This window comes from Vreelandella sp. 2A-K22 (assembly GCF_054065485.1).
This window is the reverse complement of sequence record NZ_JBSUGC010000007.1, coordinates 24872-49862: the sequence shown is the minus strand read 5'-3', so window position 1 is coordinate 49862 and position 24991 is coordinate 24872. Positions and strand designations below refer to the sequence as shown.

Here is a 24991-nt window from a genome sequence, read left to right as displayed (position 1 = left end):
CCACTTGTCGACGAACGATTGCCGACTGTCGACAGTTTTACCAAGTACTGCTATGGTCAAAACAGATCCCTAACAAACATCACAACTGGGTCTGACACGCCTCGCTCGCCTAACGACTACGTAACCTCATTACGTGCTAATAACCGAGGAGCAGGAAACATGAAAAAACCTTTAGCTTTGGCTATTTCCGCTGCAGCACTCGCTTTTACCTCCGCCGCTATGGCAGACGACCCTAAAGAAGGGGGTGTCGTTAACACCATCATTCAGCCCGAGCCGCCAGGCCTGGTGCTGGGCATGATTCAAAACGCCCCTACCCGCACCGTGGCAGGCAATATCTACGAAGGGTTGTTGCGCTATACCACCGACCTAGAGCCCATGCCGCAACTGGCGGAGTCATGGGAGGTCAGCGAGGATGGTCGCACCTACACTTTCCACCTGCGTGAAGGCGTTACCTGGCACGATGGTGAAGCCTTTACCGCCGATGACGTCGTGTTCTCCGCCGATGTCTTCCACCGCGAGTTGAACCCCAGCGCCCGCGCCGTGCTACAGCACGTGGAGAGCATCGAAGCCACCGACGACCACACCGTCGTATTTACCCTGACCCAACCCTTCGGCCCTTTCCTGCTTTCCTTCGAGGCGGGCACTTTCACCATGGTGCCCGAGCACCTCTACGCGGGCACCGACTTCCGCGATAACGAGCACAACGACCACCCCATCGGTACCGGCCCGTTTAAGTTCTCCAACTGGGAACGCGGCACGGTGATCGAACTGGTTAAAAACGACGACTATTATGAAGAGGGCTTGCCCTACCTGGATGGCGTTAACTGGCACATCATTCCCGATGGCGCTTCCCGTGCTGTGGCCTTTGAAAATGAAACCATCGACGTGCTGCCCAGCGGTACCGTCGAGAACTTCGATATTCCCCGCCTGGCCGAGATGGATAACGTCTGCATGACCGAAGAGGGCCACGAATACTTCAGCCCCTTTGCCATGCTGTGGATGAACAACCGCGAAGGCCCCACTGCGGATAAACGTTTCCGTCAGGCGGTGATGTACGCCATGGATCGCGAGTTCGCCAAAGATGTGTTGTGGAACGGCCTGGGCAATGTTCCGCTCTCCGCCTTTGGCTCCAATGCGCGCTTCCAGAACGACGACCTGGAACCCTACGATCACAACCCCGAACGCGCCCGTGAGTTGCTGGATGAAATGGGCTACGACGGCGAAGAGATCACCATTCTGCCGCTGCCCTATGGCGAAACCTGGACGCGCTGGGCCGAAGCCGTACAGCAGAACCTGCGTGAAGTGGGTATTAACGTTGAAACCCAAGCCACCGACGTAGGCGGCTGGAACCAGCGCCTGGGCGATTGGGATTACGACCTCGCCTTTACCTATCTCTACCAGTATGGCGACCCGGCACTGGGTATTTCACGCACCTACCTTTCCGACAACATTGCCAAGGGCTCGCCCTGGAATAACGTGGAAGGCTACGAAAACGAGCGCGTCGACGAGCTGTTTAACGAGGCCGCCACGGCTTTCCCCGACGAAGAGCGCGAAAAACTTTACCGCGAAGTACAGGAAATCCTCCATGAAGACGTGCCCGTTGGCTGGCTGATGGAACTGGGCTTCCCGACCCTGTATCGCTGCGATGTGCAGAACCTGGTTACTTCCGGCGTGGGTGTTAACGACGGCTTTAAAGATGCTTGGCTAGATCGCTAAACCCAAGCCACCCAGGTAGCGCGAGCTACCTGGGTTTTTTAGCTATGTCTTGAAGGTATTAGTCAGGAAAACGACTTATGGTTTACGCGCGCCTCATTCTGATGCGGCTATTTAAAGCCGTGATTGTGCTGTTTTTAATCGTTATTTTTAACTTCCTGCTGATTCAACTGGCCCCAGGTGACCCGGCCGCCATTCTGGCCGGTGAAGCAGGTGCTGCCGACCAGGAGTTTCTCAACCAGTTGCGCGAGCGCTTTGGGCTCGACCAGCCGATGTATGTGCAGCTGTGGCGCTATGTATCAGGTATCGCCATGCTCGACTTCGGTTACTCCTACCGGTTGGGCGTCCCTGTCTTTGATCTGATTATGGATCGCTTACCTGCCACCCTATTGCTGACTGGCACTGCCTTCGTGCTCTCGTTGGTGCTGGGCATCGTGGCGGGCTCCATGGCCGCGGCACGGGTCAAGAAACCCTCTGGATCACTGATCATGGCGCTAGCGCTGGTGTTCTACGCCACGCCGCTGTTCTGGGTCGCACTGATGTCGGTGGTGGTGTTTTCCGTCTACCTGGGCTGGCTGCCCGCCTACGGCCTCTACACCGTGGGGGCAGGCCATACGGGGTTTGCGCTGGTGCTCGATGTTGCCAAGCACTTAGTGCTCCCGGCGACCACCTTAGCGCTATTTTTTATGGCGATTTACACCCGCATGACGCGCACTTCGATGTTGGATGCCGCGCAGCAGGATTACGTCAAAACCGCCCGCGCCAAAGGTTTGAAGCCCAGCATTATTCAGCGCCGCCATGTGTTGCGTAACGCCCTGCTGCCGATCATCACGTTAGCCGGCCTGCAGGCGGGGCAGATGGTCGGAGGCGCCATCCTGACCGAAACCGTGTTTGCCTGGCCCGGCATCGGGCGGCTGATGTTCGAAGCGTTGCAACAGCGCGACTACAACCTGCTGCTGGGCATTTTCTTCTTCTCGGCGGCCTTGGTTATCGTCTTCAATATCATCACCGATTTGGTCTACAGCCTGGCTGATCCGCGCATCAAGAAGGGGGCCGCATGAGCTTTTTTGCACGCTTTGCGCAAAACCGTGGCGCCCTCGTCGGGCTGATCATCCTGCTGCTGATTATCGCTATGGCGATACTGGCACCGCTGCTGTTTCCTGAATCGCCCTGGCGCATGGTGCAGCGCCCCTTTCTGCCGCCGCTCTCCCAGGATGGCTTTCCCCTGGGCACCGACACCATGGGCCGCAACGTGGCCTCAGGCTTGATGCACGGCGCCTGGGTATCGCTGTTGATCGGGCTGGTATCCACCAGCGTGGCGCTGCTGATTGGCGTTCCCTTGGGGGCCATTGCAGGCTACTACGGCGGCCTCATTGACGACATATTGATGCGCTTTACCGAGTTCTTCCAGACCATCCCCAACTTCGCCCTGGCGATTGTGCTGGTAGCCATCATGCAGCCCAGCATCACCTCGATTGTGCTGGCAATTGCGATTGTCAGTTGGCCGCCGGTGGCCCGCTTAGTGCGCGCCGAGTTTATGTCGTTGCGCAACCGCGAGTATGTCGAAGCCGCGCGCTTGGTCGGCCAGTCCAATAGCACGATCATTCTGCGTCAGATTCTGCCCAATACGCTGTCGCCGATTATCGTGCTGGCCTCGCTAATGGTGGCCACCGCGATTTTGCTGGAGTCGGCGCTGTCTTTTCTCGGCCTGGGCGACCCGAACGTGATGTCCTGGGGCTATATGATAGGCGCAGCGCGCACGGTGATTCGCCAGGCGTGGTGGCTGAGCTTCTTCCCTGGCGTGGCGATTCTGCTCACCGTACTGGCGTTAAACCTGGTGGGTGAAGGGTTAGACGACGCTTTGAACCCCAAACTATCACGTGAGCGCTAAGGACTTTATATGCCCATTACAGAGAATCAATCGGCTGACACCGTCCTCAGCATTCGCGATCTGAACATTGCGCTCCCCAAAGGGGCGGATCGCGCTCTGGCGGTGGAGGACGTTAGCTACGAGGTGAAGCGCGGCGAAATCATGTGCGTGGTGGGTGAGTCCGGTTCCGGTAAGTCAATGGCCGCCAACGCCGTGATGGGGCTGCTGCCCAAGGGCGTGAACGCCACCCATGGCGAGATACTGTTCGAGGGGCAGGATCTTCTCACTTTAACGGAAAAGCAGCACCGCGCCCTGCGTGGGCTAAAAATCGGCATGATCTTCCAGGAGCCAATGACCGCCCTTAACCCACTGATGCGGGTTGGTGCGCAAATTGCTGAAGTGTTCGAGGCACACGGCCAGTTCACCCCCAAAGAGCGCCAGGCCCGCGCGCTGGAGCTGTTGATCGAAGTGGGTATTCCCCAGCCGGAGAAGGCCATTCGCGCCTACCCGTTCGAGCTTTCCGGCGGCCAGCGCCAGCGGGTCATGATCGCCATGGCGCTTGCGCTGGAGCCCATTTTGCTGATTGCCGATGAGCCTACCACGGCACTGGATGTCACCACGCAAGCGCAGATTCTGGAGCTTATTCGCGACCTACAGCAGCGGCGCGGCATGTCGGTGATGTTTATCACCCACGACTTTGGCGTGGTGGCCGAAATCGCCAACCGCGTCTGCGTCATGCGCCACGGCAAGATTGTCGAACTGGGGGACGCCAAGCCGGTGCTTGAGAACCCTCAAGACGCTTATACCCAAGCGCTGATTGCCGCGATTCCCAGCAATGCGGTGCCGCCCCACCGTGAAACCAGCCAAGTCGCCCCGCTGCTGGAGATCAAGCAGCTCAATAAGGTCTTTCGCTCCCGGGGCGGATTCCTTAAACCTTCCCGGGAAGTGCGTGCCCTAGAGGATGTCTCGCTCACCTTAGCCCGCGGCGAAACGGTGGGGATTGTAGGCGAATCTGGCTCTGGAAAGTCCACCCTAGGGCGCTGCGTGGTACGCCTTGAGCACCCCGATAGCGGTGAATTGCTGTTGGATGGGGTGAACCTTTCCCAGCTCAAAGGCGATGCGCTGCGCCGGGAACGCCACCGGGTACAGATGATCTTTCAAGACCCTTACGCCTCGCTCAACCCACGCACCAAAGTGGGCATGGCGATTGCTCAGGGGCCAATTGCCAACGGCACGCCCAAAGCCGCGGCGCTTAAACAGGCGGGCGAGCTGCTCGACATGGTGGGCTTGGGCGCCAGCGCCGTGGAACGCTTCCCCCACGAATTTTCCGGCGGCCAGCGTCAGCGCATCGGCATTGCCCGAGCGCTGGCGCTCAACCCCGAACTGATCGTGGCGGACGAAGCCGTCTCGGCGTTGGATGTTTCGATTCAAGCCCAGGTACTGGAACTGCTGGAAGAGTTGAAGCAGCGGCTGTCGCTTTCGCTGCTGTTTATTACTCACGACTTGCGCGTCGCCGCACATATCTGCGACCGCATAGTGGTGATGCAGCATGGCCGCATCGTCGAGCAAGGCAGCGCCGAGCAGATCTTCCTCGCCCCAAAAGAGGCGTATACCCAGGCGCTGCTCAAGGCAATTCCCGGCCGCGAAGCCCCGGTGGCAGCGACAGCGTAATTTATCGGATAGGCAAGAAAAAATGAGAAAGACAAGCTAAGGAAAACACATGCAAATAACCCTGGAGGCGCTGCGCGCCATTGTTGGCCCTGGCCATGTATTAACCGGCGACGATGTGCACAGCCGCCGCGTGGATTGGATGACCGGTGCGCCCTGCCAGGCTGGGGCGATTGTTCGCCCGGCGGATACCGAGCAGCTTTCCACAGTGATGCGCGCCTGCTATGAGTTGCAGCAGCCGGTGGTCACCCACGGCGGATTAACCGGGTTGGTGCACGGTGCAGAGGCTAGCCCGGATGAGCTGGTGATTTCTCTGGAACGTATGAGCGCGATTGAAGAGATTGATCAAGTGGGCGGCACCCTCACCGTGCAGGCGGGGGCACCGCTGCAGCGGGTTCAAGAAGCCGCGAAAGAGGTCGGTCTGCAGTTCCCGCTGGATCTCGGCGCTCGGGGCAGTTGCACCATTGGCGGCAATATCGCCACCAACGCCGGTGGCGTGCGGGTGATTCGCTACGGCATGATGCGCCAGCAGGTGCTCGGCCTGGAAGCGGTCATGGCCGATGGCCGGGTGGTTAGCTCCATGAACCACATGCTGAAAAATAACGCCGGTTTCGATTTGAAGCAGCTGTTTATCGGTAGCGAAGGCACCCTGGGGATTGTGACCCGCGCGGTACTGCGCCTGCAGCCACCGACCCCCAGCGAGCAAACGGCGATGGTGGCCTGCCCTTCATTTGAGGCGCTTACCGGGCTGCTCAGCCATATGGGCAAAGCGCTTGGCGGCAGCCTGGGTGCTTTTGAGGTGATGTGGCAAAACCACTACCGGCTGCTCACTGAAACCCTGGGCCGCCACACCCCGCCGATTGCCACCGAGCACCCGTTTTATGTGATCATTGATTCACTGGGCAGCGACGCCGAGCGCAATGCCACTCAGTTCAGCGAAGCATTAGAAAGCGCGTTAGAGAGCGAGCTGATTGTCGATGCGGTGATTGCACAGTCGACTACCCAGCGCGATGGGCTATGGGCGATTCGTGAGGATATTGAGGGGCTGGTCAAAGGCTTGGCGCCGGTGCTTACCTTCGATGTCAGCCTGCCGATTGCCGATATGCAGCGCTACACCAATGCCTTGGAAGCGCAGCTAACCCAGCGCTGGGCAGAGGCGAAACTGGTGGTATTTGGCCATCTCGGCGATGGCAACCTGCATATTTCCGTTAGCGTGGGGAGTGCTGAGATCGAAGTTCGGCGAGAGGTTGAAGCCATGGTTTACCAGCCGCTGGCCACACTGGGCGGTTCAGTCTCCGCAGAACACGGCATTGGCCTGGAGAAACGCCCCTGGCTGAGCACCTGTCGCTCCAGTGCCGAGATCGAGCTGATGCATACCCTCAAGCAAGCGCTCGACCCACTTAATCTGCTTAATCGCGGAAAAGTGCTTCAATAAACGTTTCAAGTTACTCATTAACACTGTTTTAGGACTTACCATGCCTTGCCAAAGTACGCCCCGTTATCCCGAGCACTTAACTGGGGAAGGCCCGCATAACCCCTTCCCAGGTATCAAAGTATTAGAGCGCCGCATTGGCAAGGAGATCCCCCACCGGCTGGGCTCTAACGAAGGCCTGGATATGCCCCACCGCGCCCTGCGCGAACACTTTGGCGATGCCCTGGCCGAACACGTTTACTGCTACGGCGATGCCGAAGCGCTGGGCGTGCGCCAGCGCTTGAGTGCTCAGCAAGGTATTCCGCTGGAAACGATGCTGGTAGATGCCGGTGCCGATAGTTTAATCGCCCTGGCCCTGCGCACCACCTGCGAACCGGGTGAAACCGTGGTGAGCACTGCAGGTACCTACCCCACCTTGGGCTATTTTGCCAGAGGCCAGGGCTGCCGCCTGATTGAACCCAGCTACTATGAAGCGCCAGGCGTGCTAGCCCCCGATCTGGAAGCCCTTATAGCAACGGCGCATCAGGAAAACGCGCGGCTGGTGTATCTGGCCAACCCGGACAACCCCAGCGGCCACTTACATAGCGACAGCGCCATCCTCAAACTGCGCGATGCGCTGCCCGATACCTGCTGGCTGTTGTTGGACGAAGCCTATGGGGATTTCCGCGATGACGCGGGTAGCGAGTTCGCTGCTAAAGCAATACCGGGAGTGATTCGCCTACGCACGCTATCCAAGGCTCACGGTCTGGCGGGCCTACGCATTGGCTACGCCATCGCCGACCCTGAAGTACTGGCGATGATGATGAAGGTGCGCATTCACTACGCGGTATCGTCATTGACCCTGGCCGCAGCGGAAGTGGTACTCGACCATCCTGACGAAGTGCACCAGCACGTTGCTGATGTAAAAGCCCGCCGGGAGCAGTTGGCGGAGCACTTTCGCGCCCTAGGGGCCGATGTGTTGCCCAGCGCCACCAACTTTATCGGCATCCGCCTGCCCAGCGCCGACCTCGCTGCCGAGGTACACCAGCAACTGCTCGCCGAAGGCGTTTTAGTCGCTCGACTCGCGCACCCTGAGCTGGCCAATGTAATACGCATTACGGCGGTACAAGCAGCGCTGGAGCCGGGAAGATTGGAAGCCCTTGAACAGGCTATTAAAGAGCACGCCTGATTAAATTAGTGAATTTGATCGCTAGGTGCGAGGGCAGGTTGGAGCGAGAGTCTTTTGTCATGGATGACAAAAGTAGCGCCCATGGACGGGTTCACAGCGCCCTCGCGGAAACCTGCCCTCGCACCGGGGCATGCTGATTGCCCGCCACAATAGCCCTAAGGCGTTAACCAATGCCTGAAATCGTCCAGCTCGCCGCGCACCGCCTGGCGATATAAGCCCTGCAGTTGAGCAGTGACGCTGTCGGGGCTGATGGGTTCATTGACGGGTGGTGCGCCAACACGTCCACCAATGCGACGCCCATCCAGCTCGCGAAGCGGAAGTATTTCGGCAGCGGTGCCGGTTAAGAACGCCTCATCGGCAGTGTAGAGCTCATCACGAGTGATCCGCCGCTCGCGCACTTCAATACCCAGCACTTTTTGCGCCAGCTGAATCACGCTATCCCGGGTGATACCTTGCAGGCAGGACGTCACTTCCGGGGTGTGCAGCACGCCATCGCGGAGCAAGAAGACGTTAGCCGCCGAGGCTTCAGCCACATAGCCTTCCGGGTCGAGCATGATGGTTTCATCGAACCCAGCCTTGATCGCCGTATTCAGCGCCAGTATCGAGTTGACGTAGTGGCCGTTGGTTTTTGCCCGACACAGGCTGATATTGACATGATGGCGCGCCCAGGAAGAGGTCAGCGCGCGCAAACCGTGGGTGGCGGCCTGGGGTGAAATGTAGGGCCCCAAATCCCAGGCGGCCACCATGACGTGGGTAGTCAGCCCCTGGGCGCGTAGTCCTAAACCTTCTGCACCAAAAAACACGGTAGGTTTCAGGTAGGCATTGCTCAGGCCATTTTTGGTCAGGCACTCGCGCTGGGCATCAATCAGCTCCGCTTCACTAAACGGTAGCGGCATATCCAGCGAATGGGCACTTTCTGCCAAGCGGCGGGTATGTTCAGCAGCACGAAATAGATACGTGCCGCTGGGGCCAGCGTAGGCGCGCACTCCCTCAAAACAGCCCATGCCGTAATGTAGCGTATGGGTAAAGAGGTGCACTTTGGCGTCCCGCCAGGCGCGCCACTCGCCGTCCTGCCAAATCCAGCCATCGCGATCATAAAGCGGTGTCATCGGTTTGCTTGCTCCCACTGTTGGCTCCAGCTATCCATCAAGGCCTGCTGGTGCGGTTGCAGGGCCTGATAGCCCCAAGCGGCAATTTCATCGTTTTGCGGGTCGGGTACGGCAGTGGCGCTGCCTGCCAGGGTTTGGATCACCGCGTGGCCGCAGAGCGGCACATAGCCTTCCGAATAGCCGCCTTCGTGAATAAATACCAGTTTGCCTCCACAGCAGCGCTCGGCCAGCGCTTTAAGCTGAGCGGTCATGGTGGCGAATGCTTGGCTATTGAGCAGCATTTTGCCTAAGGGATCTTTAGCGCAGGCGTCGTAACCACAGGCCACCAGGATTAGCTCGGGGTTAAAGGCTTCCAGCGCAGGCAGCACCAGTTTTTCCATGGCGTAGGCATAGGCGCCTAGCCCGCAGCCCGGTGGCAGCGGCAGATTGAGGTTGGCACCCAGGCCAGCGCCTTCGCCCTGCTCGTCAAAGCTGCCGGTTTCCAGCGGGTAGTTCGCCGCTTGATGGAGTGAAACGGTCAACACATTGGGCTCGCCATAAAACGCCGCCTGCTGACCGTTGCCGTGGTGAACATCCCAATCGAGTATCGCCACACGGATAACCTGCCCCAAGGCCCGGGCGCGCATTACCGCCACGGGGATATTGCCCAGAAGGCAGAACCCACGGCCCTGGTCGGCTTCGGCATGGTGCCCCGGCGGGCGGCATAGGGCGTAGGCGTTGCTCACCTCGCCCTGCGCCACAGCCTCAACGGCGGCAATGGCCAGCCCAGCGGACTGCGTGGCTGCCGCCCAACTGCCGGGCATGTAAGGTGCGCAGTCGCCGCCGTTGCCGCCCCGGGCTTTATCCCCTGTCTGCAGTTCATCCAAATAGCGTGGGGTATGAAAACGCAGCAGATCTTCCATCGAAGCGGCAGGAGGTTTAACCACGCTCAGCTCGTCAATCAGCCCACTGACTTCAAGAATATTTTTCAGCCGTCGTTTGCTTTCCGGGCTTTCCGAGGCGGCTTGGGGCTGTAAAAATTCACCGGGCGCGGAAAATACCCCAATCGCGCCCAGATCATGCCAAAAGCAGCGTTCGTGCCAATAGAAACAGGTTCTGCTCATGCCGTGAAGCCCTGCATAAAAGCGGTCAGGTTGGCGCTTAGGTGCTCGGTGGGATAGCCTCCCTCCTGAACAATCATCATGGGTAACGAGAGCGCTGCCAAGCGTTTACCCACTTCAATAAATGCTTCGGTCTCTACCGTAAGCCCCGCTAGCGGGTCATCTTTGTGGGCATCCAAGCCTAACGCTACCACCACGGCATCGGGCTCATAGCGCTGTAGGTGATCAATCAGAATCGCCAGGGCATCGAGATAAACCTCCCCGTCGCTGCCTACCGGTAAGGGCAGATTAACGTTAGCACCTACGCCCTCATCAAAGCCCTCTTCATCAGCACCGCCCCAAAAAAACGGGTAGAAATCACTAGGGTCAGCGTGCAGCGAGCCCGTCCAGACATCGCTGCGGTGATAGAAAATATCCTGGGTGCCGTTGCCGTGATGCAGATCCACATCGATGATCGCTACTTTGGCGAAGCGTTCACGCAGCACCGTGGCGGCCAGCGCTGAATTGTTCAGTAGGCAAAAGCCCCCAGCGCGCTCCGGCCCGGCATGGTGACCCGGCGGGCGGCACAATGCGTAGGCTGTAGACGCGCCATTAAGCACCTCTTCTGCTGCAGCTTCAGCGCTAGCGGCCGAGGCCAGCGCGCCTTGAAAACTGGTCGCGCTTAGCGGGCAGGCCATATCGTGCAAATGCCATCCCGCTTGCCCGATCGGGTGGCGCGGGTAGTGGTGGCCGCCACCGCAGGGGTGAATGTTGGGCGCAACCACTTCCGCCGCATTCGGCAGCGCCTGCCAGCGAGCGTAAATGGTGTCCAAAAACGTCAGGTAGCGCGGCGTATGAATCTGTTCCAGGCGCTTGCGCAGCTTAGGCGAATCCGCCTCGGCAGGTGTGGACAGGGTCAGCCCTGCCGTTGCCAGCCCTTGGGTAAGCAGTTCAGCGCGCACCGGGCCTTCCGGCGAAGGCGCAGGTTGGCCGCGCAGCAGAAAGGTCGGCGGCGCATGCAACGCCTGATCAGGGTGATAAAAACACTTCATGGGTCGCAGTCCTTAGCTAAATTACAGCAGTGACGGAATCCAGGTAGAGAGCGCCGGAAACGCCGCCAGCAACACAATCACCACCAGGAACGACACGTAAAACGGCAGCGATGCCACGATTGCCCGTTCATAAGGCACCTCGGCTATTCGCGCGGCGGTCATCAGCGTCATCCCCACTGGCGGTGTCACGTTGGAGATATTGAGCACCACGATCATCAGGATCGCGAAGTGGAGCGGGTCAAAGCCCAGCTGGATCATCGCTGGCACCAACACCGGGGCAATCACCACCAGTGCGGGCAGCACATCCATCACCGTGCCAATCACCAAGAGTAGCAGACACACCAGCATCAGTTGCACAAAGGCCGCATCGCTGAAAGTGGTGATCATGCTGGCCGCATCCCTGGCGATGCCCGAGCGGGTGACGAACCAGCCCAATACCGCCGAGGTTGCCAGTAGAAAAAACACCACGCCGGAGAAGCGCACCGTGGTCACCAGCGCATCCCAAATTTTGCGCCAGGTAAGATTACGGTAGAAGACCACGCCAATCACAATGGCGTAAACCGCCGCAAAGCCCGAGGCTTCGGTAATCGTGGTGAGCCCCGAGAGAATCCCCCCAAGAATAATCAGCGGCACCACCATGGCAGGCAGCGCGACTAACAGTGCAATGATGGCCGCCTTAAAGGGTGTAGGAGCCTGTTTCGGGTAGTTGCGCTTCCAGGCCAGGAAGAAGCTGACGCCCAGCAGCGCCAGCGCCATCAACAGGCCAGGAATAATGCCTCCGGCAAACAGGTCAATTACCGAAATATCCCGCAGCAGTGTTGCGTATACCACCATCACCACGCTTGGGGGAATAATCGGCCCGATGATGGAGGAACAGGCGGTAACCGCAGCGGCGTATTCGGCATCGTAGCCCTGATTTTTCATCTCGGGAATCATGATCTTGCCGATGGCGACGGTATCGGTGACCGCCGCGCCGGTGAGTCCCGCAAAGAACACCGAGACCGAGATATTCACATGGGAGAGTGACCCGCGCACCCGGCCAAACAGCGCATTATTGAAGGCGATCAGCTTGTGGGTCAGCCCGCCCTGGTTCATCAGCTCAGCGGTAAAAATAAAGTAGGGCACGGCGATCAGCAGAAAGCCGGAGACGCCGGAGAACATGCGGTCGGCAATGATGCCGAGCATGCGCTCGCCGCCGATGGCAAAACCACCCGCCAACCCCGACATGGCCATCACCACCGCTACCGGCGCGCCGATAAACAGCAGCACGACAAACGCAATAATTGCAGGAGTCATGAGCGGTGCTCCCCGTCAGAGGTGTCGATGAGTTCGCTAATCACGTCCTGCTCATCAATGAAGTGCTCCAGCAGGGCAAAGCCATGCACCAGATGCAGCAGCATGAGGACGCCACTGAGAGGCACCACGATAGCGGTCACCTTGCTGGGAATACGAATTTGATCAGAGACCATGTAAACCTGGGTGGCACTGGCGAAGTAATCCCAGCCGTACCACGTCAGCATCAGTGCAAACAGGCCAATCACCGCCAGGCAGAGCCCGGCAGCCACTTGCACCATTACTCTGGGCAAGCTGCGAACCAGCAGGGTCATGGCGACGTGCTCGCCATAGCGCAGCGAAATCGTCATGGAGAGAAAGCCGATCCAGGGCAGAAACAGCCGTGCCAGCGAGTAGGTCCAGCTAAGCGTGCTGCCAGTGATCAGCTTGTAGAGAAACGCAGTGAACGATATGCCCAGCATCGCCAGGATACAGCCCACACACACCACGATGGCCACCTGATTGACGAGATCGCTCAAGCGGCGCAAAGGAGTTAAAACGCCCATGGTTTTTCCTCACGCTGGGGCCTCACATTGCCCCAGCGTATATCGTTCGCTAACCGTTATTGGCCTTGTTTTTTTGACCCAGCTTTATTGGCCTAGGTTTTATTGGCCATAAATGCGGTAGTCGTCTTCTGCCAACTGCTGGCCGACGCGTTCAACTTCGTCAAGCAGCCCCTGTACGCGGGCTTCGTCCATGCCGAAGTCATCGACGATCCACTCCTGCCAAGCGGGACGGGCAATTTCCGCCATCCGCTCACGCTCAGCGTCGGGCATCAGGTAGCACTCTTCAAAGCGTTCACAGGACTCCACCCAACTTGCGGTAGCCAGTGCGCCAGACATGCCGTGGCTCAGTTGAATCGCTTCCCGGGCGGAGCTGATCACCGCTTGCTGATGCTCTTCGGGCAGCGATTGGTACCAGGACTCACTAACCACCCAGGGGGCGCTGTTATACACATGCCCGGTGAGCGTGGTGTAGTCAGTCACCGCATCGAAGTTGAAGGTGGTGTTGAGCACCGGCGCATTGAACTGGCCATCGGCAAGACCTGTTTCCAGCGCGGTGATTAGCTCGCCCCAGGGCAACGGGGTGGCCGAAGCGCCTAGCGAGCGCATGATCGCCACGTGGGCGGGGTTCTCTTCAGTACGAATATTGAGGCCTTCTAAATCTTCGACGGTCTCAATCAAGCGCACGTTGTTAGTGAAGGCGACGAAGCCACCGCCATCGTCGAAGGTGCCCAAATAACGCATATCAGCGGCTTCGACGGTGCCGGACATAAAGTCGGCGAACCATTCACTATCAAAGAAACTCCACGCCTGACGCCAGTTGGTAAACAGGAAAGGCGCCGTGACTACTTGGTAGTCTTCGTAGAAGGATGACATCGCCCCGGCAGACATAATCGTCGACTGTAGCGTTCGTCCCCCCTGCACTTCCGAGCCGTTTTCCACCTCGGAGCCTAGCTGGCCGCCGCCGAAGATCGTGACCTCAAGATCCCCGTCGGTTCGCGCCTCCACCAGGTTCTTGAAATGCACCAGCGCCGGATAGATTTCGTTATTGCTCATATCCTCTGGCAACTGCGTGGCGATCACCATTTCATAGGATTGCGCTTGGGCATTGGCGCTGGCAATAGCCAACGGGAGCGCCGCCAGGGCGGCGAAAAATACTGATTTTTTTGCGTTCATAACACACCTCATTTTGTTTATTAGTCGGTCTTCGTTATGACTGGCGTTGCCACCTGATCGGTGACGATGTGGTGATTACTATTTTTGTTGTAAAAACCATATCTGTTGAAAAAACTATGTCTCCTGAAAAAGCTATGGTTATTCGAGAAGCGACTCCCACACTTCAATGGCAGCGGCCAGGTCTTCCAGCGAAGCCCCTACCGATTTGAATAGCGTGATGGCATCCGGTGCGGAGCGCCCCGATCTAGTCCCTGCTAGCACCTCAGCAAGCTCCGCCTGAATCTGGTCGAACTGGAATTCGCCCTCTTCAATGGCTTGCAGGATGTCGCCCGCCTCGCCTTTGGCACCGGCGTAGGTATCCACAAATACCTCTGAGCGACGCAGACACAGTGCATCGGTTTCGCGCATCTGTGGTCGAAACGCGCCGATCAGATCCAGGTGAGTGCCGGGCGTTAGCCACTCACCTTTAATCAGCGGCTGATTGGAGAGCGTTACGCAGCTAATGATGTCCGCCTCAGCGACAGCATCCGCTAATTCCTCCACCACATGGGTTTCGAAGCGTTCGGCGTACTCGTCGGCAATCGCCGCCGCTTTACTGGGATTGCGGCCCCAGATCAGCACACGTTTGATGGGGCGTACGCTGGCGTGGGCCTCGATCACCATAGGCGCCAACTTCCCCGTACCCACCACCAGCAGCGTTTCTGCGTTTTCATTGGCCAAGGCTTGAGCGGCCAGCGCGGAGGCCGCCGCCGTGCGACGCCGGGTTAGCTCGCTGCCATCGATACAGGCCAGCGGCTGGCCGTGCTTGCCCTCGCTGAGCAAGTAGAGCCCAGAGATCGCCGGGATACCGTGGTCGGCGTTTTGCGGAAACACGTTGACCATTTTCACGCCGATGTAACCCGCCGCTTCCCAGGCGGGCATTAGCAGCATGGTGGCTTCGCCATCTGGCCGGTGCATCGCATGGTGATGGCGGGGAGGAGACTCCACGCCATTCACGAACGTCGTGTGTAGCCGCTTGATCAAGCCATCCCACGTTAGGTGGCGAGTGACCTCTTCGGCAGAAACAACCCGCATATCAGGCCTCCGGCAGCGCGGCTACCACCATGATCTCCACTTTCCACTCGGGCTTGGCGAGCTGGGCTTCAAGCGCTGCACGCACAGGTGGGCGACCGGGCACGACCCAGGCGTCCCAGGCAGCGTTCATCTGGTCAAACTCCGCCATGCTGGTAACCCAGATTTGCGCTGAGATCAGATGCTCTTTCGAGGTGCCCGCTTGGGCTAGCAGTTGATCGATACGCGCCAGCACCTGTTCGGTTTGGCCGCGCATATCCGCCGTGGCATCAGGAGGAACCTGGCCTGCGAGGTAAACGGTGCCGTTGTGAATCGCCACTTGGCTCATACGTGCATTGCTGTCTTGATAGGTAACGCCCATGGTGTTGCTCCTTGAAAGCGGTGCTGCTGATATAAAGGGTCTTGATATAAGGGATTAGTCAAAGACTAAAGCGCTAGCAGGCAAATTACTTGCCCGAAGCTGAGATAGATTTGCCCGCAAGTCATGCAGGCAAGAAAATTTTATCACTAACGGTTCGGCGAGGGGCTAGCGGTCAGATGAGGGCCTAACGATCTGAAGAAGGGGAAAGCTCGAAATAACGCCGATAGGCGCGGGAAAAACTGCCTTGATCGCGAAAGCCAACCAGCATGGCGATATGCCCCAGGCTGAGTGTGCTATGGCGAACCAAGGTGCGGGCATGCTCTATGCGTCTGCGCTGTACATAGGCCAGCGGCGTTACGCCAGTCAGCTCGCGAAAGCAGGAGTGAAAGTGGCCTGGGCTCAAGGCACACAAAGCAGCTAACTGCTCCACGCGGATCTCATCGGCCAGGTGCTGATCCAACCAGGCATCCAAACGCGCAAGATCCAGGCGTTCGCTGATGCAGTGTTGGCCCAACTGCCCAACCGCTGTGGAAGAGGTGTCATGCAGATACATGGTCAGCGCGCGTAACAGCAGAATCGCAATTTCGTTCTGTAGCGCGGGGCACTGTTCAAGCTGATTCGCCAGGGCGTGGGTAAGCTGGTTTAACGCGGGGGGGACGCTGAAAAAACGCGGTTTATCGAACAGGCGCTCAATCTCGCTGCCTTTCTCAAGCGAAGCTAACTGGGCAACGGGTATATCCAACACTAAGGTACGATTGCTGCCATCGCCCTGGTACTCGTGGTGGCGCGACGAGGGAATCAGACACCCACGGCGGGCGGTCACCCTTTCCCCTTGCCCCTCCATCGAAAGCTCTGTAACACCACAGGTAGCTAGAATAAGTTGATGGAAGTCGTGGGTATGGGCCACCTGCTCTTGGGCTAAATTGCGGCTATGCAGCTCAAAATGGGCCATGGTGGGGTACCGTCTGTACATCGAATGCTATTCCAGCACTATAAAACGGCTAAGCAACAAAAAGCGAGAGTGAAGCCAACTGTGGGCTAACGCTCTTCCCGGTAAGTGCACGGTATTTATCTAAGCGCGCTGGCTGTCATCCGCCAGTCATGGACTCAAGATAGCTTATTCGTAAGCTGCCACAAGAGTCAAAACAACATGCCACAGCGCCGACGCCCCTCTCTCAACTCTCCTCTCAGTGACCAGGAAGTCGCGGCCCTCACTCAATTAGCCAACGGCAATGCCCTACACCTACAGCGTAAAGCTGAACGCGAAGCACGACTAGCGCCAACTTTAACGCTGCTTCACTCAGCGGCGTCAACGACCGAGACGCCGTTGAGGGGTATGAAGATACTGATGATTTCGGATGTCTACTTCCCCCGCGTTAATGGTGTTTCCACCTCTATCGCCAGTTTTCGCAGCGCCCTTGAGCGTTTGGGCCACTCGGTCATGCTGATCTGCCCCGATTATCCTGTGGGCCAAGTAGACGAACCGGGCGTATTGCGCATCCGCTCGCGCCAGGTACCCGGCGACCCGGAGGATCGCATGATGCGCTACCGGGACTTGATCGCCCTGGCACCGCAGCTTGCCGCTGAAGCCTTTGACCTTATTCATGTCCACACCCCCTTTACCGCCCACTATGCCGGTGTAGCGCTGGGGCGTCGGCTTGAGCTTCCAGTGGTAGCGACCTACCACACCCTGTTTGAGGAGTATGTTCACCACTATATCCGTTGGCTTCCACGACGTTGGCTGAGGCTGGCCGCGCGTCGGCTTTCAGTGCGCCAGTGCCAGCAGCTCGACGCCTTGGTCGCTCCTTCACGAGCAATGCAGGAAGCCCTTACCCGCTACGGAGTGACCATGCCCTCCACGGTCATTCCCACCGGTTTGTCGCTGGAGTCGTTCTGCCACTCTCAGGGAGCCCAGGATGATAGCGACTTTCGTGCTCATTACGATCTACCTACAGATGCGCGCCTGCTGCTCTATGTAGGCCGCGCCGCCTTTGAGAAGAACATCGATTTTCTGATCGATATGCTGCCCAAGGTATTAGCCGAACACCCCAACACCCGGCTGATCATTACCGGCGAAGGCCCAGCCCATGACTCGCTTGTCCGGCGCGCCCAGGAAGTTGGCGTGGCAGAATCGGTGCTGTTCCTCGGCTATCTCAACCGCAGCGGCCCGCTGCAAGCCGCCTACCGCGCCGCCGACGTTTTTGTATTTGCGTCACGCACGGAAACCCAGGGGCTGGTACTGCTGGAAGCGATGGCACTAGGCACGCCAGTGGTTTCCACCGCCATGATGGGCACGCTGGATGTACTAAAAGAAGGAGAAGGCTGCCTAATCGCCGAGGATAACCATGACGACTTCGCCGCCAAGGTCAACCGCCTGCTAAGCGATGACACCCTGCGCCAACAGCTCGCCGAACGCGCCCAAGCCTACGCCGCTAGCTGGCACGAAGATGCCAAAAGTGCGGAACTCGCGAGTCTTTATCATCAGATCGCGGCTGAGCGTTTGGCTAGTGAGAGAAAGTAAGCGCCGAACTCTCCGCTGACACTTTGTTGACACATTCGGGCACTTAGGAGGGAAAAACTCAAATTGCAGACACAAAAAAAGGCACCTAAGTGCCTGATTTTAAAGTTGGTGCCGATGGCCAGACTCGAACTGGCACACCCGTAAAGGCGGCGGATTTTGAATCCGCTGCGTCTACCAATTCCGCCACACCGGCAATGGCTGCGCATTATACGTAAATGTCGAGGTAGGTCAATCACATTGACTGACTTTATGCAGCCAAAGCGCTATCCTATGCCGCCTGTTTGATCAACGTTAAGAGTTATACGCCATGCAGCGCGCGGATTTTCATTACGAACTACCCGACGAATTAATTGCTCGCTACCCTTCTGAACAGCGTAGCGACTGCCGTTTGCTGTGCGTGGATGGCCAGAGCGGCGCGCTGGAACACCGCCGCTTTCCCGATTTGCTTGAGCTTCTGGAGCCCGGCGACCTGTTGGTGTTTAACGACACCCGGGTGATTCCGGCGCGCCTGCACGGCCATAAGGCCAGCGGCGGCAAAGTGGAGATGTTACTGGAGCGCCCGCTGGATACTCACCGTGGCTTGGCGCATATTCGTTCGAGTAAGTCGCCGAAGCCCGGCACCGAGCTGATTTTCGAGGGCGATATTCACGCCATCGTAGAAGGCCGCCGTGATGCCCTGTTCGAGCTGCGCTTTTTAGGCGATACGCCGATGATCGCGCTGCTTGAAAAGCACGGCCATATGCCACTGCCACCGTATATTACCCGGGAAGACGAACTCAGCGACCGTGAGCGTTACCAAACCGTCTATGCCCGGCGTGATGGTGCAGTAGCGGCGCCGACCGCCGGGCTGCATTTTGATCAGCCACTGCTGGACGCCCTTGCAGATAAAGGCATTAACCGTGCCTTTGTGACGCTGCATGTGGGCGCGGGCACTTTTCAGCCGGTGCGCGTCGACAACATCCTTGAACACCATATGCACAGCGAGTGGATTGAGGTCACGGAAGCTACCTGCCAGCAAGTGCGCGAGACCCTGGCAGCAGGCAAGCGGGTGGTGGCAGTGGGCACCACCAGCGTGCGCTGCCTGGAAAGCGCCTGCATGAAAAGTAGCGACGGACAGATCGCGCCTTATAGTGGCGATACCGACATTTTCATCTACCCCGGTTACCAGTGGCGCTGCGTGGATGCTTTAATTACCAATTTCCACCTACCGGAATCGACGCTGCTAATGCTGGTGTCCTCCTTCGTGGGCTATGACACCATCATGCACGCCTATCAACGGTCAGTGGCCGAGCGCTATGCGTTTTTTAGCTATGGCGACGCCATGCTGTTGACCCGCTAGGTATTGCTGCTGATTGTTGACCCGCTTGCCCTGCACCCGTCGCGCCAAACGAACGAGATTAACGAGTTACTTTATATGCGAAACGAATGCTTTATGCGCTTTGAGCGCCTGGCCGACGATGGCCGTGCGCGCCGTGGCCGCCTCCACTTCCCCCGTGGCACAGTGGAGACCCCGGCGTTTATGCCAGTAGGCACCTACGGCACGGTGAAAGGCATGACGCCCGATTCCGTCAAAGAGATCGGCGCCGAAATCATCCTCGGCAACACCTTTCACCTGTGGCTGCGCCCTGGCACCGAGGTGATTGAAGCTCACGGCGACCTGCATGACTTCGCCCAGTGGGACAAACCGATTCTGACCGACTCCGGCGGTTTTCAGGTCTTCTCCCTCGGTGAGACGCGCAAGATCACCGAGCAGGGCGTGCACTTCCGCTCGCCGGTGGATGGCAGCAAAGTCTTTATGGGCCCGGAAGAGTCCATGGCGGTTCAGCGTTCGCTGGGCTCCGATGTGGTGATGATCTTTGACGAGTGCACGCCCTACCCGGCCACGTTTGACGAAGCCGAGAAATCCATGGAGCTGTCGCTGCGCTGGGCCAAACGCTCGCGGGATGCCCACGGCGATTCACCTTCCGCGCTGTTCGGCATTATCCAGGGCGGCATGCACCCAGAGCTGCGCGAACGCTCGCTCAAAGGGCTGCTGGAAATCGGCTTTGATGGTTTGGCGATTGGCGGGCTTTCCGTCGGCGAACCGAAAGAAGAGATGATCAAGGTGCTCGACTACCTGCCCACCTGGATGCCGGATGAGATGCCTCGCTACCTAATGGGCGTCGGCAAACCCGAAGACCTGGTGGAAGGCGTGCGCCGGGGTGTGGATATGTTCGATTGCGTAATGCCCACCCGCAACGCGCGTAACGGCCACCTGTTCACCTCGGAAGGCACGGTCAAAATTCGTAACGCCAAGCACCGTTTTGATACCCGCCCGCTCGATGAAGAGTGCGATTGCCATACTTGCCAGAATTTCTCACGGGGCTACTTGCACCATTTGGATCGCTGCAATGAAATGCTCGGCTCGATGCTCAACACCATCCACAACTTACGTTACTACCAGCGTGTGATGGCCGATTTGCGCGCGGCAATTGAAGCGGGTACATTGACGACCTTTGTGGAAGGCTTCTATGCACGGCGTGGCTTGCCAGTGCCTCCGCTAAGCCAGCCCTGACGAATTAATCGCCACGCGCCTTGGCGCGTGGTTTAAACTGTTTGGCTATGTTTTAAAAACCATGTTTTCAAAACCAAGCTTTCAAAAACCAAGCATCTAAAAACCTAAGCTTTTCTAACTCAGGAGTTCTCTGCAATGCTGGATTTCTTCATCTCACCAGCCCATGCCCAAGAAGCCGCTGCTGGCGGTGGTATTGCGCAAATCGTCATGCTGGTCGGTTTCGTGCTGATTTTCTACTTCCTGTTGTGGCGCCCGCAAGCCAAGCGCGCCAAGCAGCACAAGCAGCTGGTCACCAACTTGGACAAAGGCGATGAGATCGTTATTGGCGGCGGTTTGGTAGGTCGTATCACTAAGGTGAGCGACGAATTCCTGACCATCGAGATCTCTGAAGGCACCGAAGTTAACGTGCAGAAGAACGCCGTTGCCGCCGTACTGCCTAAAGGCACCATCAAGTCCATCTAAACCTTGTATTACCCCTGCCGAGCCAGTGCCAGCCACCCCGGCAGGGGTGACATGGTATGAATGATGGTGAACTTTGCTGTGCGCGGCGTGTCCGTGCACAGCATTCCGTTTGTAATTGAAGGCAGGGCTTGCATGCTCAACCGTTACCCCCTGTGGAAGTATCTGCTGATACTGGTCGTCCTGGTGGTTGGCCTTATCTACTCGCTTCCCAATCTATTCCCCGAAGATCCCGCCATCCAAATTAGCAGCGCCCAAGGCGACTCGCTGGATGCGCGTCAGATAGACCGTGTTGAAACCGCGCTCAGTGAAAACGATATTGAGATCAAAGCCCTCGAAGAAGAGAACGGGCAGTGGCTTATTCGTTTACGCCACGATGACGATCAACTGCCTGCTCGCGACATTGCCGCTGACCTTTTAGGCGATGATGCGACGGTAGCGCTAAACCTCGCCGAAGCAACGCCAGAATGGCTACAGGCATTCTCTGCTTCCCCCATGACGCTGGGCCTTGATTTGCGCGGTGGCGTGCACTTCCTGCTCGAAGTGGATATGGAAGCCGCGCTTACCCAGCGCCTGGAAGTCAACGCCAGCGCCATGCGTGAGCTGCTACGCGACGAGCGGATTCGCTATCGTAATACCGATATCGAGGAGCGCACGCTGTCGATCGATTTTGCCAGCGCCGAAGACCGCGACACAGCCCGCAGCCTGATCAGCCGTGACTTTCCTGAGTTTGAATACAGCAGTGAAGGCGATGGCCGCGCTTCAACGCTGGTAATGACGCTTAGCGATCAGTCGGTAAACGAAATTCAGGATTACGCGATTAACCAGAACTTGACCACCCTACGCAACCGGGTCAATGAGCTGGGCGTGGCTGAGCCTATGGTGCAGCGCCAAGGCCCCAACCAGATCGTGGTGGAGCTGCCGGGCATCCAGGACACCGTGGCGGCCAAGCGTATTGTCGGCGCAACGGCGAACCTGGAGTTCCGCCTGGAAGCGCGCAACGATACGCCGGATAACGAAACGGAAACCCTCACCTTCCGAAATGAGCCTTCGCGCTCTGCCGAGCTAATGCGCGACGTGATCATTACCGGCGATAGCGTCTCCAGTGCCAGCAACAGCTTTGATGAGAATGGTCGCCCGCAGGTCAATATTGATCTGGACGGCACCGGCGGCACGCTAATGAACCGCGCCACACGCACCAACATTGGTCGCAATATGGCGGTGCTGTTCATCGAGCATAAGAGTGAAGACACCGTGGTGGTCGACCCGGAAACGGGCGAAGAGACCATTGAGCGCGAGCCTTACGTTGAGCGCGGCCTGATCAGTTTGGCCACTATTCAAAGTGCGCTTGGCAACAGCTTCCGGATCACCGGTTTGGATTCGCCGACAGAAGCCGCTGAGCTGGCGTTGCTGCTGCGTTCGGGCTCCCTTGCGGCTCCCATCTACTTCGTCCAAGAACGCACCATTGGGCCAAGCCTGGGCGCTGAAAACATTGAGCGGGGCCTGCTCTCGGTACAGATTGGCTTGCTGCTGGTCGTGCTGTTTATGCTGGTGCGCTATAAGGTGTTTGGCGTGTTTGCCAATATCGCCCTGGCGCTGAACTTAACGCTGTTGGTCGCAGTGATGTCGATGCTGGGCGCCACGCTGACGCTGCCAGGTATTGCCGGTATCGTACTGACACTGGGCATGGCGGTAGATGCCAACGTGCTGATTTTCGAGCGAATACGTGAAGAGCTGCGTAACGGCATGTCGGTTCAGCAAGCGATCCAAGCCGGCTATGAGCGCGCCTTCACCTCCATCGTCGACGCTAACATCACCACACTGCTGGTGGCCGTTATCCTGTTCTCGATTGGCTCCGGCCCGGTGAAAGGGTTCGCCGTCACGCTCTCTATCGGCATTTTGACGTCGCTGTTCACCGCTCTGATGGTGACTCGCGCCATGGTCAACTTGGCCTATGGCAGCAAACCCGTCAAAAAGCTGTGGATTTGAAAAGCATGAATTTAAACCACGTGCTTAGCCCAGAACTGAAGAGGTGGTAATGAAACCCCTATCACACCTGCGAATCGACTTTATGGGACGGCGCAACATCGCGTTTGCCGTCTCCGCTGTGTTACTGATCGTGTCGATTGGCGCCATCCTGTTCCAGCAGCTCAACCTAGGGCTGGACTTTACTGGCGGTACGCTGATTGAGGTGCGCTACGGCGCTGCGCCCTCCCTGGACGCTATTCGTGTGCTGCTCGAAGAGAGCGGCTTTCAAGATGTCTCGGTGCAAACCTTTGGGGCATCAACCGAAGTCTTGATTCGTCTCCAGCAGGCGTTTGACGCTGATGTAGGCGGCGAGGTAGTAAACCTGCTACGCGCGAGTGGTAATAGCGTTGACCTTGTTCGCTCTGAGTTTGTTGGTTCCCAGGTAGGTGACCAACTGCGTGACCAGAGTGGCTTGGGTCTGCTGGTAGCGCTCGGCGTGGTCATGCTCTATGTGGCCTTCCGCTTTCAGTACAAGTTTGCGATTGGCGCACTGCTGGCACTGCTGCACGATGTGATTATCGTAGTGGGCGTGTTCGCTCTGTTTCAGCTCGATTTCGACCTTACCGTATTGGCAGCCATCCTGGCAGTTATCGGCTACTCGTTGAACGATACCATCGTGGTTTATGATCGCGTCCGCGAAGCCATCCGCACTTCGCGTATCGACGATATGCCGCAGATCTTCAACGAAGCGATTAACGCCACGCTCTCGCGCACCTTGGCAACCTCGGGCACCACCATTCTGGTACTGCTCGCTCTGCTGCTATTGGGCGGGGATATGATTGAGAATTTCGCCATTGCGCTGCTGGTCGGCATCGTTGTGGGTACGTTCTCGTCTATCTATATTGCTGCGGCGCTACTGCTACCACTGAAGCTGTCGCGGGAAGATTTGATTCCCACCAAGAAAGAGTTCGACGAAGAAGAGGAAGAGTTGCCTTAACGGCGCATCTCTATACTCCTCTTATTTAGCCTACAAAAAAGCCCCTGCTGGGAATCCAGCAGGGGCTTTTTTTGTCTTTAAAAAAACGGTCGTCTGTAAAGCTTTTATCTTTAACAGCTTAGCATTGCTACTTAAAAGTGCGGCGTGAGCTGCTTGATCAGCGCTTTATAGAGACGCGGCCCGGCTGCCATTAGCTGCCCTTCCACTTTCACCGTGGGCTGGCCGTCCGGCGTCCCCATCAAGGCGCCCGCCTCCTTCAGGAACAGAGTGCCTACCAGCATATCCTGCTCTTCCAAGCCGAGTACAAAAGCGCTATCCACTCGCCCAGTGGCCAACTCGCACAAATCCAGCAGCCCACAGCCGGTGGCCAGTAGATTCTCTACCTGCGGGGCAAGCTGCTGGGAAACGGTCAAATAGGCAGGTAAATTGCGCGGGCGCAGCCAAACTTCAGGTAGGCTCATGGCCATACGCGTACCGCTGATGGCGGTAGGCTTGCTAACGCGCATGCGCTTGTCGTTGTGCTGGGCGCCGCGGCCACGGCTGGCGATATATTCGTCGTCGGCGAACGGACAGATAATCACCGCGTGTTCGGGACGACCTTTGATAAGACACACCACTGAGAGTGCAAAGCCCTTGCCGGCAACGGCTAAATTGGAGTAGCCGTGCATCGGTTCAATTTTCCAGACGATATCCGCGCCTTCGCCTTCACCCGCGCGGTGCGGGGTAAAGCGGCCGGTAACTCCGTGCTGGGGATAACCGCGTTCCAACTGCTGAACAATCGTCGCTTCGGCCTTGCGCGCTGTCTCATCGAGCAGGCGGTCAAGGTTAAATTCATCGTGCGCGTTCTCAATACGTTCGCGCACGCGCAGGAAGTGTTCAACAGCGCTACGCGCAGCGCGCAGCGTAAATTGGACCATCGGATTCATGGTTGGGCCTTGTGACAGTGATGTTAAAGAAC

At 58.0% G+C, this 24991-nt stretch carries 22 protein-coding genes and 1 tRNA gene; 12 read left to right on the top strand and 11 right to left on the bottom strand.

Annotated features, from left to right (window positions below; genetic code table 11):
• The first annotated feature begins 159 nt into the window (after positions 1-159).
• The 6 genes from ACW17M_RS11085 to ACW17M_RS11060 all read left to right on the top strand — a co-directional run bounded on the left by ACW17M_RS11085 (position 160) and on the right by ACW17M_RS11060 (position 7851).
• Positions 160-1716: an ABC transporter substrate-binding protein gene (locus ACW17M_RS11085; protein ID WP_027957405.1), complete on the top strand. Its 1557-nt coding sequence runs from the start codon at positions 160-162 to the stop codon at positions 1714-1716.
• Between the two features lie 77 nt (positions 1717-1793).
• Positions 1794-2774, top strand: coding sequence for an ABC transporter permease (locus ACW17M_RS11080; protein ID WP_138801577.1), 981 nt, complete (start codon positions 1794-1796; stop codon positions 2772-2774).
• Positions 2771-3604: an ABC transporter permease gene (locus tag ACW17M_RS11075; protein ID WP_027957407.1), complete on the top strand. Its 834-nt coding sequence runs from the start codon at positions 2771-2773 to the stop codon at positions 3602-3604. The genes ACW17M_RS11080 and ACW17M_RS11075 overlap by 4 nt, the downstream gene beginning before the upstream one ends.
• A gap of 9 nt (positions 3605-3613) precedes the next feature.
• Positions 3614-5254: an ABC transporter ATP-binding protein gene (locus tag ACW17M_RS11070; RefSeq protein ID WP_457547386.1), complete on the top strand. Its 1641-nt coding sequence runs from the start codon at positions 3614-3616 to the stop codon at positions 5252-5254.
• 49 nt (positions 5255-5303) lie between these two features.
• Positions 5304-6686, top strand: coding sequence for an FAD-binding oxidoreductase (locus tag ACW17M_RS11065; RefSeq protein WP_457547385.1), 1383 nt, complete (start codon positions 5304-5306; stop codon positions 6684-6686).
• A 40-nt stretch (positions 6687-6726) separates the two neighbouring features.
• A complete protein-coding gene (locus ACW17M_RS11060) occupies positions 6727-7851 on the top strand; it encodes a pyridoxal phosphate-dependent aminotransferase (RefSeq protein ID WP_457547384.1) in 1125 nt (374 codons plus the stop codon).
• Between the two features lie 155 nt (positions 7852-8006).
• On the opposite strand, the gene ACW17M_RS11055 is transcribed toward ACW17M_RS11060, so the two are convergent.
• The 9 genes from ACW17M_RS11055 to ACW17M_RS11015 all read right to left on the bottom strand — a co-directional run bounded on the left by ACW17M_RS11055 (position 8007) and on the right by ACW17M_RS11015 (position 16486).
• Positions 8007-8960, bottom strand: coding sequence for a branched-chain amino acid transaminase (locus ACW17M_RS11055; protein ID WP_457547383.1), 954 nt, complete (start codon positions 8958-8960; stop codon positions 8007-8009).
• The gene (locus tag ACW17M_RS11050; protein ID WP_457547382.1) at positions 8957-10063 is read right to left on the bottom strand and encodes a class II histone deacetylase; all 1107 of its coding nucleotides are present in this window, start codon (positions 10061-10063) and stop codon (positions 8957-8959) included. The genes ACW17M_RS11055 and ACW17M_RS11050 overlap by 4 nt, the downstream gene beginning before the upstream one ends.
• The gene (locus ACW17M_RS11045) at positions 10060-11091 is read right to left on the bottom strand and encodes a histone deacetylase family protein (protein ID WP_400673935.1); all 1032 of its coding nucleotides are present in this window, start codon (positions 11089-11091) and stop codon (positions 10060-10062) included. Before ACW17M_RS11045 ends, ACW17M_RS11050 begins: the two co-directional genes overlap by 4 nt.
• 21 nt (positions 11092-11112) lie before the next feature.
• Entirely contained in the window at positions 11113-12387 is a 1275-nt protein-coding gene (locus ACW17M_RS11040; protein ID WP_041157569.1) for a TRAP transporter large permease, read from the bottom strand.
• Positions 12384-12929, bottom strand: a complete 546-nt coding sequence (locus ACW17M_RS11035; protein ID WP_027957415.1) for a TRAP transporter small permease — start codon at positions 12927-12929, stop codon at positions 12384-12386. Before ACW17M_RS11035 ends, ACW17M_RS11040 begins: the two co-directional genes overlap by 4 nt.
• Before the next feature lie 99 nt (positions 12930-13028).
• Complete coding sequence (gene dctP / locus ACW17M_RS11030) at positions 13029-14102, bottom strand: TRAP transporter substrate-binding protein DctP (protein ID WP_027957416.1); 1074 nt, start codon at positions 14100-14102, stop codon at positions 13029-13031.
• A gap of 138 nt (positions 14103-14240) precedes the next feature.
• A complete protein-coding gene (lhpI, locus tag ACW17M_RS11025; RefSeq protein WP_457547381.1) occupies positions 14241-15176 on the bottom strand; it encodes a bifunctional Delta(1)-pyrroline-2-carboxylate/Delta(1)-piperideine-2-carboxylate reductase in 936 nt (311 codons plus the stop codon).
• A gap of 1 nt (position 15177) precedes the next feature.
• Positions 15178-15534 (bottom strand): RidA family protein, encoded by a 357-nt coding sequence (locus tag ACW17M_RS11020; RefSeq protein WP_008959745.1) that lies wholly within the window; start codon positions 15532-15534, stop codon positions 15178-15180.
• A gap of 184 nt (positions 15535-15718) precedes the next feature.
• Positions 15719-16486: an AraC family transcriptional regulator gene (locus ACW17M_RS11015; RefSeq protein WP_457547380.1), complete on the bottom strand. Its 768-nt coding sequence runs from the start codon at positions 16484-16486 to the stop codon at positions 15719-15721.
• A 198-nt stretch (positions 16487-16684) separates the two neighbouring features.
• On the opposite strand from ACW17M_RS11015, the gene ACW17M_RS11010 reads away from it, so the two are divergent.
• Positions 16685-18055: a glycosyltransferase gene (locus ACW17M_RS11010; RefSeq protein ID WP_427769262.1), complete on the top strand. Its 1371-nt coding sequence runs from the start codon at positions 16685-16687 to the stop codon at positions 18053-18055.
• Between the two features lie 106 nt (positions 18056-18161).
• Here the strand turns inward: ACW17M_RS11010 and ACW17M_RS11005 are convergent.
• Positions 18162-18248: transfer RNA gene (locus ACW17M_RS11005), tRNA-Leu, on the bottom strand.
• Between the two features lie 114 nt (positions 18249-18362).
• Between ACW17M_RS11005 and queA the strand changes: the two genes are divergently transcribed.
• The 5 genes from queA to secF all read left to right on the top strand — a co-directional run bounded on the left by queA (position 18363) and on the right by secF (position 24033).
• On the top strand, positions 18363-19394 hold the full coding sequence (queA, locus tag ACW17M_RS11000) for a tRNA preQ1(34) S-adenosylmethionine ribosyltransferase-isomerase QueA (RefSeq protein ID WP_457547379.1): 1032 nt from the start codon (positions 18363-18365) through the stop codon (positions 19392-19394).
• Positions 19395-19487: 93 nt separating this feature from the next.
• Positions 19488-20609 (top strand): tRNA guanosine(34) transglycosylase Tgt, encoded by a 1122-nt coding sequence (gene tgt / locus ACW17M_RS10995; RefSeq protein ID WP_027957421.1) that lies wholly within the window; start codon positions 19488-19490, stop codon positions 20607-20609.
• Positions 20610-20744: 135 nt separating this feature from the next.
• Complete coding sequence (gene yajC, locus ACW17M_RS10990; protein WP_007111584.1) at positions 20745-21071, top strand: preprotein translocase subunit YajC; 327 nt, start codon at positions 20745-20747, stop codon at positions 21069-21071.
• A gap of 132 nt (positions 21072-21203) precedes the next feature.
• Positions 21204-23057 carry a protein translocase subunit SecD gene (secD, locus tag ACW17M_RS10985; RefSeq protein WP_342585072.1) on the top strand — a complete coding sequence of 618 codons (1854 nt, stop codon included), beginning with the start codon at positions 21204-21206 and terminating at the stop codon, positions 23055-23057.
• Between the two features lie 49 nt (positions 23058-23106).
• Positions 23107-24033: a protein translocase subunit SecF gene (secF, locus tag ACW17M_RS10980; protein WP_022520069.1), complete on the top strand. Its 927-nt coding sequence runs from the start codon at positions 23107-23109 to the stop codon at positions 24031-24033.
• A 131-nt stretch (positions 24034-24164) separates the two neighbouring features.
• Here the strand turns inward: secF and ACW17M_RS10975 are convergent, their stop codons facing one another.
• Complete coding sequence (locus ACW17M_RS10975) at positions 24165-24959, bottom strand: inositol monophosphatase family protein (protein WP_009288412.1); 795 nt, start codon at positions 24957-24959, stop codon at positions 24165-24167.
• Positions 24960-24991: the final 32 nt, after the last annotated feature.